General features: G+C 50.1%; 15 protein-coding genes. 4 read left to right on the forward strand and 11 right to left on the reverse strand.

The annotated features are described in order from the left end of the window. Positions 1-51 precede the first annotated feature (51 nt). From Q0757_RS08030 to Q0757_RS08070, 9 genes are all read right to left on the reverse strand, one after another. The gene (locus Q0757_RS08030; RefSeq protein ID WP_298786065.1) at positions 52-489 is read right to left on the reverse strand and encodes a peptidylprolyl isomerase; all 438 of its coding nucleotides are present in this window, start codon (positions 487-489) and stop codon (positions 52-54) included. Between the two features lie 16 nt (positions 490-505). Beyond that, the gene (lysA, locus tag Q0757_RS08035) at positions 506-1,831 is read right to left on the reverse strand and encodes a diaminopimelate decarboxylase (RefSeq protein ID WP_298786067.1); all 1,326 of its coding nucleotides are present in this window, start codon (positions 1,829-1,831) and stop codon (positions 506-508) included. Positions 1,832-1,924: 93 nt separating this feature from the next. After that, positions 1,925-3,226 carry a pyrimidine-nucleoside phosphorylase gene (locus tag Q0757_RS08040; protein ID WP_298786069.1) on the reverse strand — a complete coding sequence of 434 codons (1,302 nt, stop codon included), beginning with the start codon at positions 3,224-3,226 and terminating at the stop codon, positions 1,925-1,927. Between the two features lie 29 nt (positions 3,227-3,255). Continuing rightward, positions 3,256-4,071, reverse strand: a complete 816-nt coding sequence (locus tag Q0757_RS08045; protein ID WP_298786070.1) for a purine-nucleoside phosphorylase — start codon at positions 4,069-4,071, stop codon at positions 3,256-3,258. Next, a complete protein-coding gene (locus tag Q0757_RS08050; protein WP_298786170.1) occupies positions 4,072-4,899 on the reverse strand; it encodes a purine-nucleoside phosphorylase in 828 nt (275 codons plus the stop codon). It lies immediately after the preceding gene. A 7-nt stretch (positions 4,900-4,906) separates the two neighbouring features. Further along, the gene (deoB, locus tag Q0757_RS08055) at positions 4,907-6,100 is read right to left on the reverse strand and encodes a phosphopentomutase (RefSeq protein ID WP_298786071.1); all 1,194 of its coding nucleotides are present in this window, start codon (positions 6,098-6,100) and stop codon (positions 4,907-4,909) included. 19 nt (positions 6,101-6,119) lie between these two features. Beyond that, positions 6,120-7,007, reverse strand: coding sequence for a site-specific tyrosine recombinase XerD (gene xerD, locus Q0757_RS08060; protein WP_298786073.1), 888 nt, complete (start codon positions 7,005-7,007; stop codon positions 6,120-6,122). Between the two features lie 155 nt (positions 7,008-7,162). Further along, on the reverse strand, positions 7,163-7,651 hold the full coding sequence (locus tag Q0757_RS08065; RefSeq protein ID WP_298786075.1) for a Fur family transcriptional regulator: 489 nt from the start codon (positions 7,649-7,651) through the stop codon (positions 7,163-7,165). 225 nt (positions 7,652-7,876) lie between these two features. Continuing rightward, positions 7,877-8,416 (reverse strand): NUDIX hydrolase, encoded by a 540-nt coding sequence (locus tag Q0757_RS08070; protein ID WP_298786077.1) that lies wholly within the window; start codon positions 8,414-8,416, stop codon positions 7,877-7,879. Between the two features lie 155 nt (positions 8,417-8,571). On the opposite strand from Q0757_RS08070, the gene uppP reads away from it, so the two are divergent. Further along, positions 8,572-9,402, forward strand: a complete 831-nt coding sequence (gene uppP, locus Q0757_RS08075; protein ID WP_298786079.1) for an undecaprenyl-diphosphatase UppP — start codon at positions 8,572-8,574, stop codon at positions 9,400-9,402. Positions 9,403-9,452: 50 nt separating this feature from the next. On the opposite strand, the gene Q0757_RS08080 is transcribed toward uppP, so the two are convergent. After that, complete coding sequence (locus tag Q0757_RS08080) at positions 9,453-9,953, reverse strand: PTS glucose transporter subunit IIA (RefSeq protein WP_298786081.1); 501 nt, start codon at positions 9,951-9,953, stop codon at positions 9,453-9,455. A gap of 278 nt (positions 9,954-10,231) precedes the next feature. Between Q0757_RS08080 and Q0757_RS08085 the strand changes: the two genes are divergently transcribed. The 3 genes from Q0757_RS08085 to crtI are packed head-to-tail and all read left to right on the forward strand — an operon-like array spanning position 10,232 to position 13,550. Next, entirely contained in the window at positions 10,232-10,942 is a 711-nt protein-coding gene (locus Q0757_RS08085; protein ID WP_298786083.1) for a lysophospholipid acyltransferase family protein, read from the forward strand. A 14-nt stretch (positions 10,943-10,956) separates the two neighbouring features. Then, a complete protein-coding gene (locus Q0757_RS08090; protein WP_298786085.1) occupies positions 10,957-12,063 on the forward strand; it encodes a glycosyltransferase family 2 protein in 1,107 nt (368 codons plus the stop codon). After that, positions 12,060-13,550 (forward strand): NAD(P)/FAD-dependent oxidoreductase, encoded by a 1,491-nt coding sequence (gene crtI, locus Q0757_RS08095; protein ID WP_298786087.1) that lies wholly within the window; start codon positions 12,060-12,062, stop codon positions 13,548-13,550. Before Q0757_RS08090 ends, crtI begins: the two co-directional genes overlap by 4 nt. A 93-nt stretch (positions 13,551-13,643) precedes the next feature. On the opposite strand, the gene Q0757_RS08100 is transcribed toward crtI, so the two are convergent. After that, the gene (locus Q0757_RS08100; protein WP_298786090.1) at positions 13,644-13,820 is read right to left on the reverse strand and encodes a CsbD family protein; all 177 of its coding nucleotides are present in this window, start codon (positions 13,818-13,820) and stop codon (positions 13,644-13,646) included. Positions 13,821-13,898: the final 78 nt, after the last annotated feature.

Raw genomic sequence — 13,898 nt, forward strand, 5'->3', positions numbered from 1 at the left:
AAGTTAAAATACATTTTATTACTTTCTTATTTATCCGTCAAAACATTCAGCTTATGCTTCGTCCCAGACACGCACTTCCTTCATAACATCCTGTGCCTGGATGCGGTCCACCTGGTCCATATTGTCTGTCACACGGCCAAATACCGTATGTACACCGTTCAGGTGCGGCTGCTGGTCAAAGAGAATAAAGAACTGGCTGCCACCGGTATCTTTTCCAGCGTGAGCCATCGAGAGATAGCCTCTTTCGTGGGTGCGCGGGTTTCCTTCCGTTTCACACGGAATGGTATACCCCGGACCGCCGTCTCCACGGTTATTCGGGCATCCGCCCTGGGCGACAAAGCCCGGGATAACGCGGTGGAATGTAAGGCCGTCATAAAAGCCGTCATTCGCCAGACCTTCAAAGTTTTTCACTGTTCCCGGTGCATCCTCCGGGAAAAATTCCAATGTTACTGTTTCTCCATTTTCAAATGCGATTTTACCTTTTTTCATGTCTCTCTACCCCTTTTTATTTGGTTTTTGCCTTTGCCGGTGCATACGACAGATCGTACTGAAGAATATCTTCGTACGTTTCTCCGCGAACCACCAGATGTGACTCCCCGTCTTCGGCGAAAACGACCGGAGGACGCGGGAGGCGGTTGTAATTGTTGGCCATGGAATATCCGTAGGCTCCTGTGCAGAAAACCGCCAGCGTATCATTAGTTTTCACTTCCGGAAGCGGAAGGTTCCAGATCAGCATATCGCCGCTTTCACAGAGCTTGCCGGCGACCGAAAACGTGTCATCGGCTTTTTCATGGCCCCGGTTGGCTAAAATGCCCTCGTACTCTGCCTGATAAAGAGCCGGACGAATGTTGTCAGACATACCTCCATCCACTGAAATGTAGCGGCGGACACCGGGAATGTCCTTTTTCGAACCTACGTCATACAGCGTTGTTCCGGCATCACCGCTAATGGACCTTCCAGGCTCGATCCAGATTTCCGGCACGTCCATGCCGGTACGGAGCGCTTCCTGTTTAACTGACTGGATCATATCCTGGACGTACTGTTCCGGCGCGAGCGGTTCGTCTCCTTCCACATAGCGGATCCCAAAGCCGCCGCCGCAGTTCAGCACATCCGGCGTGAACTGAAGGTGCTCCTGCCAGTGCACAAACTGATCAAACAGTTTTTTGATAGCCATGGTGAACCCGCTCGTTTCAAAGATCTGCGAACCAATATGACAATGCACGCCTTTAATGTTGATGGACGGACTCTGCTGCAGGCGGTAAATGGCCTGATCGGCCTGGCCGGAGGTCAGGTCAAAGCCGAACTTTGAATCCTCCTGCCCAGTGGAAATGTATTCATGGGTATGCGCCTCGATGCCTGGAGTCGTCCGGATCAATGCTTCCACCTGGGTCTGCTGCCTTGCCGCCTGCTGCTCAATCAATTGAATTTCATGAAAGTTATCAATTACAAAGCAGCCAATGCCGAGTTCAATGGCAAGGGCGATTTCCGCTTCGCTTTTATTATTGCCGTGAAAATGAACTTTTTCCATCGGAAAACCGGCTTTTGACGCCGTCATCAATTCTCCTCCGGAAACCACATCCAGGCTGAGTCCCATTTCCTTCGCAAGCTGCGCCATTGCAACGCAGCTGAATGCTTTGCTTGCATAGGCAACCTGATACGTCATTTTGTTATCTTCGAAAGCCTGCTGAAACCCACGGGCCCGCTCGCGCATTAAAGCGACGTCATAAACGTAAACCGGGCTTCCGTATTCCTGCTTTATATCAACCGTATCCACCCCGCCGATCTCCAGGTGGCCGTGTTCGTTTATATGGTGCGTTCCATGAAGCTGCATATTATTCTCTCCTTCGTTGCTCCTCCTCGTTCGTTTATTTTAGCACGCTTCTGAAAAAGACAAAAGCTTTATGCAAGTAAAGAAACCGCGCAATTACTGCACGGTTTCATAAATGAGGACTGGTTTTTCAACAGCAGCTTCTGCAATTGTAAAGGCTTCGGAAATTTTCCTGGCGCTCTCAGCGCTGTTCTGGTCATTCACATGCATAATAGCGATCGTATCGCCCTTTTGCACAGGGTCACCGATTTTTTTCGTGAGCTCAATTCCCACACTGTAATCAAGCACGTCGTCTTTGGTAGCACGGCCGGCTCCGAGAAGCATCGCACTTACGCCGATTTCTTCGGCTTCAATGCCGTGCACATAGCCTGAGGCTTCCGCCTTTACTTCAACACGGTGCTCGGCAGCTGCAAGACCATCCGGGTTGTCTACAGCGGAGGCGTCCCCGTGCTGGTTTTGCACAAATGCCTTCATCTTTTCAAGCGCGTCCCCGTTTTCAATCACCTGAAGCACCATTTTTTCCGCCTGCTCCAGCGTGTCGGCTTTACCGCCCGCAACAAGCATATAGGAGGAAAGCGTGACACTCAGCTCGTGCAGGTCTTCCGGCCCGTTCCCCTGCAGTGTTTCAATGGCTTCTTTAACTTCGAGGGCGTTCCCGACGGTCCGGCCCAGCGGCTGATCCATATTGGAAATGACCGCCATCGTTTTACGATCCAGGGATTGACCGATTTCCACCATTGCTTCCGCCAGACGCTTCGCTTCCTTCACTTCCTTCATAAAGGCACCCGATCCTGCCTTTACATCAAGCACAATTGCATCTGCGCCGGCAGCAATTTTTTTACTCATCACCGAGCTTGCAATCAGCGGAATCGAGTTTACGGTTGCTGTCACGTCCCGGAGTGCGTACAGCTTTTTGTCTGCCGGGGTGAGATTTCCACTCTGGCCTGCGACAGCAATTTTGTGTTCATTAACAAGATTGACGAACTCTTCCTTTGGAATCTCTGTTTCAAACCCACGGAAGCTTTCCAGCTTATCGATCGTGCCGCCGGTGTGCCCGAGCCCGCGTCCGGACATCTTCGCTACAGGAACGCCGCATGCCGCCACAATCGGTCCGATAATCAGCGTCGTTTTGTCGCCGACGCCTCCGGTGGAATGCTTGTCCACCTTGATCCCCTCGATGGCCGACAGGTCGAGTTGATCGCCTGACTCTGCCATCGCGTAGGTGAGCGCGGCAGATTCCTTCTGGGTCATGTCCTGAAAATAAATCGCCATCGCAAACGCCGAGGTCTGGTAATCCGGCACCTCGCCATTGCTGTAAGACTCCACAAACCAACGGATTTCTTCTTCACTCAGTTCTTTTCCATCTCGCTTTTTTGCAATAATATCCACCATTCTCATAGTACGGCCCCTTTACACATTGCTGTTAATTACGTATTTTTGACGATTTCTTTCATTAAAGAGATAAAAATCGGTTTGGTTTTAGCCGCCGTTTCCATCACTTCGTCGTGGGAAATGCTGACGATTTCTTCTCCAATGGCCATATCAGTTATACACGAAACACCGAGGACGCGCAGCCCCGCATGCTGGGCCACAATCACCTCCGGCACCGTGGACATGCCAACCACATCAGCGCCGACGTTGCGAAGCAGGATCAGTTCTGCCCGGCTTAGAAAGTTTGGACCACCGATGCCGCCATAGACGCCGCGTTTCAAGTCAATTTCCAGCGTTTCAGCGGCCTGGAACGCCTTCCCGCGGAGTACCGGATCATACGCCTGGCTCATATCGGGAAAACGCGGGCCGAGATCGCTGTTGTTCGGACCGATCAGTGGGTTGCTTCCGGTAAAGTTTATGTGATCTTCAATCACCATTAAATCTCCCGGGCGAAACGATGACTGCATCCCGCCGCAGGCATTGGTGACAAATAAAAACTCGGCGCCGAGCGCTTTCATCACCCGCACCGGGAACGTTACCTCCTGCATCGAATAGCCTTCATAGTAATGAAAGCGGCCCTGCATCGCTACCACTGTTTTTCCTTCAAGCTCTCCAAGCACAAGACGCCCGGCATGACCTTCCACTGTGGAAACAGGAAAATGCGGGATGTCTTCATAAGGGATCACGGTACCCGCTTCAATGTCATCAGCCAGGTCGCCGAGCCCGGAGCCAAGAATCATGCCGACCTCAGGCGCAGCACTGTATTTCGACTGTATATAATCCTTTGCTTCCTTTATTTTTACAGCATTCATTCAGGCATCCTCCTGTGCGATCCGGCGAAGGGTTTCTTTCATTAATTTCAAGAAATCTTCCTGTACCTTTGATGTCGTATCCATGACTTCATCATGGCTTAACGGCTGGTCGAGCATGCCGGCAGCCAGGTTTGAAATGCAGGAAATGCCGAGAACTTCCATGCCTCCGTGTACAGCAACGATCACTTCCGGCACCGTGGACATGCCAACGGCGTCTGCACCCAGCACCCGTGCCATGCGGACCTCTGCCGGAGTTTCATAGGCCGGTCCGGTATTTGCCATATACGTGCCCCGCTGAATGCGGATATTCAGTGACAGCGCCGCCTCGTCAGCTATTTTGGCCAGGCCTTTTGAATACGCCGAACTCATATCCGGAAAGCGGGGACCGAGCTCTGCATCATTTTCCCCGATAAGCGGGTTAGCGCCGAGCCAATTGATGTGATCATCAATAATCATTAAATCGCCCGGTTCAAAGTCATGATTTACGCCGCCCGCAGCGTTGGTAACAAGAAGCCGCTTCACTCCGAGAGCGTTCATTACCCGGATTGGAAACGTCACTTCCTGGAGAGAATATCCTTCATAGTAATGAAAACGTCCCTGCATCGCTGCCACCTGCATGCCTTCAAGTTCACCGAAGACAAGCTGGCCCGCGTGACCTTCCACTGTCGAAACGGGAAAGCCGGGAATATCTTCATATTTTAGAACGACCGGGTTTTTAATTTCATCGGCCAGCACCCCCAGGCCGGAACCGAGCACGAGGCCGGTTGACGGCACGGCAGAGATATTGGACTGAATGTATTGAACTGCTTCTTTGGTTTGCTGCTGGATACTCAAGTTATTCACCCTTCCTTTTTAGTTGCTGTAAAAAGCTCGTGCCATACTTCGGCATGGATAGACGGAAATTATCCGCTACCGTGGCACCGATATCGGCAAATGTTTTCCGGGTGCCCAGCGGGGCAGAGCCGGTGCTTTTGCTGTAGGCAAGCAGCGGCACGATTTCACGGGTATGGTCAGTGCCGTGATGGACAGGATCGTTTCCATGATCGGCAGTAATAAGCAGAAGATCATTTTCGTCCATTGCGTCGAGCAGCTCCGGCAGCCGGGCGTCAAATTCCTCGAGCGCCTCTCCGTAACCCTGCGGATCGCGGCGGTGGCCAAACTTGGCATCAAAATCCACCAAATTCAAAAAGCTGAGCCCGGTAAACGATTTCTGCGCCGTTTCCGTCACACGATCCATACCATCCATATTGGAGGAGGTCCGGATCGACTCGGTCACCCCTTCGCCGTCATATATATCGCTGATTTTTCCAATAGCAATGCTGTCGAGTCCTGCGTCTTCAAGGTCGTTCATGACCGTGCGGCCAAACGGCTTAAGCGCATAATCGTGGCGGTTGGACGTCCGTTCATAGTTTCCAGGGGAGCCTTTGAACGGACGCGCGATCACGCGGCCGATCATATACGGTGCTTCGTACGTCATCGCCCGGGCCTTTTCGCAGATGTCGTACAGTTCTTCAATAGGCACCTCATCTTCGTGGGCCGCGATTTGAAGTACTGAATCCGCCGAGGTATAGACAATCAGCTTGCCGGTCTTTTGGTGCTCTTCGCCAAGTTCTTCAATGATCTCGGTGCCTGAAGCTACTTTGTTTCCAAGGATGCCCCGGCCGGTTTCCTGTTCGAGCTGCTGCAAAAGCTCATCCGGAAAGCCATCCGGGAATGTGCGGAACGGCTCATCAATATAAAGGCCCATGATTTCCCAGTGGCCGGTCATCGTGTCTTTGCTTCGCGACATTTCTTCCATGTAGCCGTACGAAGATGTCGGCGCCTCTGAAGCTTCCACGCCCGGAATTTCCCGGATATTCCCAAGACCGAGCCGTTCAAGGTTGGGAATTTTGATCCCGTTCATATGCTGAGCGATATGGCCGAGCGTGTCGGCACCTTTATCCCCGTATTCTTCAGCGTCAGGGGCTTCGCCGATACCGACAGAATCCATAACAACTAAAAAAACGCGTGGATACTTGTAGTTTTCCATTGCTCTCTCTCCTTTTCTGCTAGGCCCTTGGATGAGCCTGCAGGTATACATCTTTTAATTTATGGTTGGATACATGGGTATAAATCTGGGTAGTGGAAATATCGGCGTGTCCGAGCATCTCCTGGACCGCCCGCAGATCTGCCCCGTTTTCGAGCAGGTGGGTGGCGAAGGAATGCCTAAGGGTATGCGGAGTTAATGCTTTTTCTATGCCCGCTTTGCCTGCCGTTGCTTTTAATATTTTCCAAAAACCCTGCCTTGAAAGCGGATTGCCGTGATGATTTACAAATAGCAGGTCGTGGCGTTTATTTTTCATCAGAGTACTCCGGCCGTAATGTATGTACGTATCAATAGCCTCGGAAGCCACTTTTCCGAGCGGCACAATCCGCTCTTTGTTTCCTTTGCCAACACAGCGGATAAATCCCATCTGCAGGTGCACATCAGAAATTTTTAACTCACACAGCTCCGTAACACGCAGACCGGTAGCGTACATGCATTCAAGCATCGCCTGGTTCCGTTTTGCAAAGGCTGTCGTTCCTTCGGCTGCTGTGAGCAGCCGCTCGACTTCCTGAGTGGACAGCACGGTCGGAAGCTTTTTTTCTCCCTTTGGAATTTCAATCAATTCCGCAGGATCCTTTTTTACTACCTGTTCACGCAGAAGAAACTGGTGGAACGCCCGGACCGACGACAAAAAGCGCGCCAGCGTAGCTGTAGAGCGCCCGGCTTCTTTTTGAGCATACAAAAAATCCACGATATCCGCACGTTCTGTGTCCGTCCATGACTCCTTCCCCCGAAGCTGCATAAATTTTCTATAGTGTTCCAGGTCTCTTTGATACGACTGAATCGTGTTCTTGGAGAGGCCCTTTTCAACTTGGCAATAATGTATAAAGTCCAGTACCTCCGTGGTCATACGACCGCCTCCTGCTTCCCAATCTTCCCTTCTAAGAATAGCATAGTCGCTTATTACTAGGGAAGGGCGAATGCGGCAGTAAATATACCGCTTTCATTCTAACGGACAATAAAAAAAGCACCGCTCTTTGTTAAAAGACGATGCCCGTACATGTGTTAATTCGTGTGCAGCGAAGCAGCCTCCGCACTTTCTTCGTTCTTTTTTGCCTTCGCCTGACAGCGGTAACAGACCCCGTGGAACGTTAAACGGTGATCCTTTACCTTAAACTGGTAGTCTTTTTCTACAATCTTTTCGACCTCTGCAAGCAGGTCCTCCTGGATCTCATCAACGGTTCCGCATTCAATGCAGACGAGATGGTGATGAGAGTGGCTGGCTCCTTCTTTTCGCAGGTCATACCGTGAAACTCCATCACCGAAGTTGATTTTATCCACGACTTCAAGTTCATTAAGTAATTCAAGTGTTCTGTACACGGTGGCAAGACCAATTTCCGGCGCTTTTTCCTTCACCAGAAGGTACACATCTTCTGCACTTAAATGATCTTCTTCATTTTCCAAAAGCACCTGTACAGTTGCTTCCCTCTGAGGGGTCAGCTTGTAGCTCTGTTCATGCAGCTGTTTCTTAATACGTTCTACCCGATTTTCCAATTATCGCTACCTCCCTTATTCCTTCAAGGGTAATAAACTTATTATAATAATTTTAAATAAGCCTGTCAATATAAAACCGATAACCATTCTCACTTTAAAATTATTATAAATAAATTGGCATGAATTTTGCATACAGACCTTATTTGTCCCGCAATTTCAGTTATTCAGGCGTTGATTATCAATGATACCCCCATGTGACAGATAAATGACGATATTCAATCTCAATTACCGCTGACCGAGAATGGTTTTTACATACTGCACCGCATACATGGTTTTAGCATCATGAATCTCTTCTCTCTGGATCAACTCGTCCGCTTCCTTCAAGCTTACTTCCTTCAGTTCAATAAATTCATCCTCTTCGGTTTCCGGTTCGCCGGCCTCAAGATCGAACGCTTCATACAGATGGACAATTTCGTCTGCAAATCCGGGAGAGGTATAAAATGAAGCAATTTTCTGCACCCGCCCTGCAGTATACCCGGTTTCTTCTTTTAATTCCCGGGCCGCAGTTTCTTCCGGACTGTCAGTGCCTTCGAGTTTTCCGGCCGGTATTTCCACCAGCGGTTTTTCGAGCGGCTTGCGGTACTGCTTCACCATCACTATTTTCTGCTCTGGCGTGACTGCCACCACAGCTACCGCGCCGCTGTGATTAATCACTTCTCGTTTGCTGCTCCTCCCGTCCGGAAGCGTCACCTCGTGCACCGATAAATCGACGACTTTTCCTTCGAATATCGTTTCCTTCTGCGTTGTTTTTTCTGTAAAATCCATTATTAACGTCCTTTCTGCATCGAATATGATTCATTCGTTTTAGTTTACCAGTCTTTAACTGTCTGTGAGAATAGTCATTTGCTTATTTTCACTCTTCCTAATTATCACCAGATTTGCTACACTATCCAAGTAATCTGATGGAGGAGTTGGACCCCATGAATATTTTTGAAGCTGTTTTTCTAGGAATCGTCCAGGGCATTGCAGAATTCCTGCCGATTTCAAGCACCGCCCATATCATCATCGCAGAGTTTCTCCTCGGCCATTCGATCCCCGGCCTGTCATTTGAAATTTTTCTGCACCTGGGATCAATCGTAGCTGTAATTTTTTATTTCCGCAAAGATATCGTCCACCTGATTCAGGTCTTTTTCCGTTATATCGCCAAGAGGCGCCGGGAGGACCGCCCTGAGTTTTTCCTTTGTTTGTACATAGTACTTGCGACCATTATTACCGGCATTCTTGGCGTTTTCCTAGAGGATTCTCTTGGCAGCGCCCTGAAAACACCAGTCATGATTGCTATATCGCTCACCCTGACCGGCATTTTTCTCATCATCATCGAGCGGGCCTACACGATCGGACGCCGTACGGTGAATGAAATGACGGCGCTCGATGCCGTCATTGTAGGCCTTGCGCAAACAGTGGCTGTTATCCCCGGCATTTCAAGATCCGGAAGCACGCTGATTGCCGCTTTATTTTCAGGCCTGGACAGGGAAACGTCGGTCCGGTTTTCATTTCTGCTTTCGATCCCGGTCATTTTAGGATCAACCGTCCTCGCGCTAGGTGATATTACAGACGGCAGCCTCGCTTCTATAGGTGCAGTGTCGCTTGTTGCAGCATTTATCGCCTCACTGATCACTTCCTGGCTCGGCATCATCTGGCTGATTAACTTCCTGAATAAAGGAAAACTCACCTATTTTGCGATCTACTGCTTTCTGCTTGCGCTTGTAACTATTTTATTTCTCGACCCGGGAAGTACAGTAGTTGATTAACGGGTCATAACATAAAAATCCAGCCGGAGCCGGCTGGATTTTGTATTTCATTATTTTTTTACAGTGACCGTCGCTACCACCGTTTCTCCTGCCTTCAGGCGGTTCTCACTGTTCATCTGAATGTTTTCCACCTGATCGCCTTCCGTGAATACGACCGGTGTGATTTTGCTGGCAGCTTTTTCACTGATCACATCCATATCAAATTCCATCAGCAGCTCCCCCTCTTCGACGCTGTCTCCCTCGGATACTTTGCATGTAAAGCCTTCTCCGTCAAGAGACACCGTTTCAAGACCGATATGAATTAATACATCCAGGCCTTCTTCGGAACGAATGCCGATGGCGTGTTTCGTGGGAAAGATTTGCTCTACCTTCCCTTTGACCGGGGAAAGAATAATTCCTTCCGATGGATCCACCGCAAATCCTTCTCCCATCATTTTTTCTGAAAATGTTGGATCCGGCACTTCTGTTATATCAACGAATGCTCCGCTGACTGGTGATTTTATTGTAACGTCTACAGGCTTTTGCTCTTTTCCAAATAATTTTTTTAACATATCATTCACTTCCTTTTTATATAGTCACAACTGCGATCAAGCTGTGCGGATGCTTTAGTAAGTGTAACGAACTTCACGCCTGCGCACAAACCTTCCGGAACGCTCTTATCATTACAAGCTACATAATGCAGGACGAAACGCTCTTTTTTGAACGCTTGTACAATACGTTTTAAATGAGCGTGAATAAGGAATAGAACTCTATTCTAATTGTATATACCTTCTTTTTATAGCGATTTAAACCTTCATTCTATATATAGTCAAACACAGGGGGTGCGCAGATGATTACAGAAAATAAACAGCCGCTTTTTGAAAAGTTGTTTTATTTGTATGACCGGCGCTTGATCCATAAGCATTTTTCTGCCGTACATATGCACAACAACAGCATCTACACCGATGATGCTGCGCTTTTTTATGTCAATCACAGCAACTGGTGGGACGGACTTTTAATCTACTTTTTAAATAAATACTGGTTCCGCCATCCCGGCTACGTCATGATGGACGAAGAAGGACTGCGTGAATTTCCTTTCTTCCGCAGGCTCGGGGCCTATTCGGTGGACCGCAGCAGCCGCCGAGACGTTATCCATGCCCTCCGCCATACAGAAGAGAAGCTCGTAAACGGCCATCACGTCTGGCTGTTCCCGCAGGGGGCGGAAATCCACGCCGATCATTTTCCGATCACCCTTCAGCCCGGCATTTCCTACCTTCTTCCCAGGGTGGACGTTCCATTTGTACCGGTTACGATGCACTACACATTTTTGCATCATCAAAAGCCTGAAATTTTTATCAATATTGGCCCACCGCTCCCGCGGACACCGGAAAACCTCGCTTCAAGAGCGGCAGCCCAGGATGCACTTGAGCGCCATCTGCAGCATCAGTGGGACGAGATGCGTGAAGACATCGCGTACGAGCACCTGGACAACTACACTACTGTTTTGAGAGGTTCGCAGACAATGAGCAGCTGGTGGACCGGCCTCCGGCAGAAAAAATAGAAAGGACGCCCGCCATGTTTCTATGGATTCTCGTATGTATCCTCAGTGCCTGGACGATATTTACGTTCATTAATGTGTGGACTCTGCCTTCTCTCGCCTCTTTTTCTTTTCCAAAGCGCCCGGGCTTGATCAGCGTGCTTGTACCGCTTCGCAATGAAGAACGAAACGTGCCGGCGCTTGTGCGGAGCCTCCGCCAGGCCGACGATCTAAAAACAGAATTCATCTTTCTCGATGACCATTCCACGGACCGCACAAAAATGCTCCTGCAGGATGCTGTCCGCTCTTGGCCCAATGCACGTTACATTGAAGGGACTGCGCTTCCGGAAGGCTGGAACGGCAAGGTGCATGCCTGTCATCAGCTTTCCCGGGAAGCTTCCGGACAGTATTTGTGCTTTATTGATGCTGACGTACGAGTGCACGCGGATGCCCTCCGATGGGCAGAGGGCGCTCTTCAGAAGCATGACGCCGGCCTGGTTACCGGATTTCCTCATTTCAAAACTGAGGGCTTCTGGGGCCGGCTGCTTGTGTATATGCAGCATTTTGTCGTGTATGCTCATCTTCCTGTTCCAGTTGCCAACCGCACCACCTGGAGGGCTTTTACTGCAGCGCACGGAGCTTTTTTATTTTTCAGCCGGCCGGCCTATGACCGGGCTGGTGGCCATGCCGCTGTCAAACAGGCGCTCGTTGATGATATGGCGCTTGCCCAGAATATAAAATCGCACGGTTTAAAAACACTGCTTGTTTCTCCGGGCTCGGCCGTTACCTGCTATATGTACAAGTCGAGCCGGGAGGCGTGGCTTGGCTTCAGTAAAAATATTTTCCCCGGGATCGGCCGCTCAGCAGTCATTGCTGTGGCAGTCATTGCTGTGCATACGCTTTTTTTTATCGTGCCGGCCTTTCTTCTGCTGGCTGCCGTTGTTCTAGCCGAGTGGCAGCTGGCCATTCCATATGTGCTGACAGCTGTGCTTCGCACCGGCATTACCTTAAAAGCTTCCCACCCGTGGTGGACGGTACTTGTTCAGCCTCTTTCTTCGGGGGTCATGATCGCTGTGCTGCTGTACTCGATTTATTTGGATAAAACGAAAAAAGGCTACTCTTGGAAAGGGCGGACCTACCAATGACCACTACTGCTGTTATCGGTGCCGGGCTCGGCGGCTTAAGCGCTGCCATCGTGCTCGCCAAAACAGGCCAGAATGTTACTGTATATGAAAAAAACGAACGGGCTGGAGGAAAGCTCCGCCCGTTCCAGCTTGGAACCCACGCATTTGATTACGGACCCAACACCATTACGATGCCGGATATATTTCGCCGCGTGCTTGCTTTTGCCGGCAGGGAGCCCGAAAATCTCCTTCCGTTCAGGCAGCTGCCGGAGCACACCCGTAATTATTTCCCTGACGGCAGCACGCTCGAGGTTTCTTCAGACGCCGCCGAAACAAAACAGGCTATTGCCCGCCTTTCGGAAGCAGACGCCTCACGGTACGATGACTACCTTCGGGAGGTCAAGCGGCTTTACAAGCTCGCCACGGCAAATTTTCTGCAGCGCACCTTTGAGTCACCGTTGGATTACCTTTCCCCGGGGCTTGCCCTTGCTCTTCGCAAAGTGCGTCCGGCTACCACCATGCATGCTTTCCACCGCCGTTTTTTTAAGCATCCGGATGTACAGCAGGCGTTCGACCGTTATGCGACCTATATCGGTTCTTCTCCGTACGATACCCCGGCAACGTTTGCGCTGATTGCCCACCTTGAGCTTGCTGATGGCGTATACTATACTCCGGGCGGAAATGTGAAAATTGCCGATGTGTTTTATGAAACGGCCAGAGAGCTTGGTGTCACCTTTTCGTTCAATGATCCTGTGCACCACGTCTCCACACACAATGGACGTGCTCAAACTGTTTATGCGGCCTCGGGCTCTCTGGAGGTGGACAGCGTGGTACTAAACGGTGACCTTCTCAGCCAGTATCCGCTGCTTTTCCCGGCCTCCGCTCAGCAAGACCGAACGGTTCCAAAGAATCCTGAGCCATCGATTTCCGCGTTTGTAATCATGGCCGGGCTGAACACCCGCCTGTCGCAGTTGAAGCATCATCAGGTGTATTTTTCTGCGGATTATCCTGAAGAATTTGAACAGCTTAAGCATGGATTGTTTCCGGATGATCCGACCGTTTATATCAGCAACTCTTCGTACAGCGACCACGGCCAGTCCCCGGATGGCGACAATCTGTTTATTCTAATTAATGCCCCGGCACTTCCCGGAGGCGCTATGACAGAGGAAGAAAAACAGTCCTACAAAAACCTGGTATACGACAAGCTGGAGGAATTTGACCTTTTTCTTCGTCCGCATATTGTGGAGGAACAAGTACTCGGTCCGTCTTATCTGGAAGGAACGTTTGGCGCATACAAAGGCTCCATTTACGGTCTTGCCTCCAACCGTCGGAAGGATGCGTTTCTGCGACCCTTCAACCGCTCCCAGGATTTGAAGAATGTTTATTTTGCCGGCGGCTCCACCCACCCCGGCGGCGGTTCGCCAATGGTAACCACCAGCGGCGTTCTGGCTGCCTCCGCCCTGCTTAAGGATAATGGCATTCTGCTCGACTTCTGGGGAAATAGATGACCGGAACAGTCTTCTGCCTTTCAATATCACCGGCACATACAAACAGCCCCGCTTTTATCGTGAGCAGGGCTGTTTTCATTAGAAGGATAATGATTATTTATTTTTAAAATCGCCTTTTTTATCCTGGGCAACGCCTTTAAGCTTATCTTTCTTTCCTTCACGCTGCATTTTGGAATTGTTTGTGGCGCTTCCCATCCGGTCTTTTGCTTCCCCTTTAACCTTGTTCGCGTTTCCTTTTAGTTTGTCACCAAAACCCTTTTTACTGCTCATCTGTGATCCCTCCATGATGTCTGTCTACAGCAGGCCTTCCCTTTGGCAGCCGTCGTCAAACGGCAGAGTTTCGATTTG

The organism is uncultured Marinococcus sp. (genome assembly GCF_947493875.1).
Classification (GTDB): domain Bacteria; phylum Bacillota; class Bacilli; order Bacillales; family Marinococcaceae; genus Marinococcus.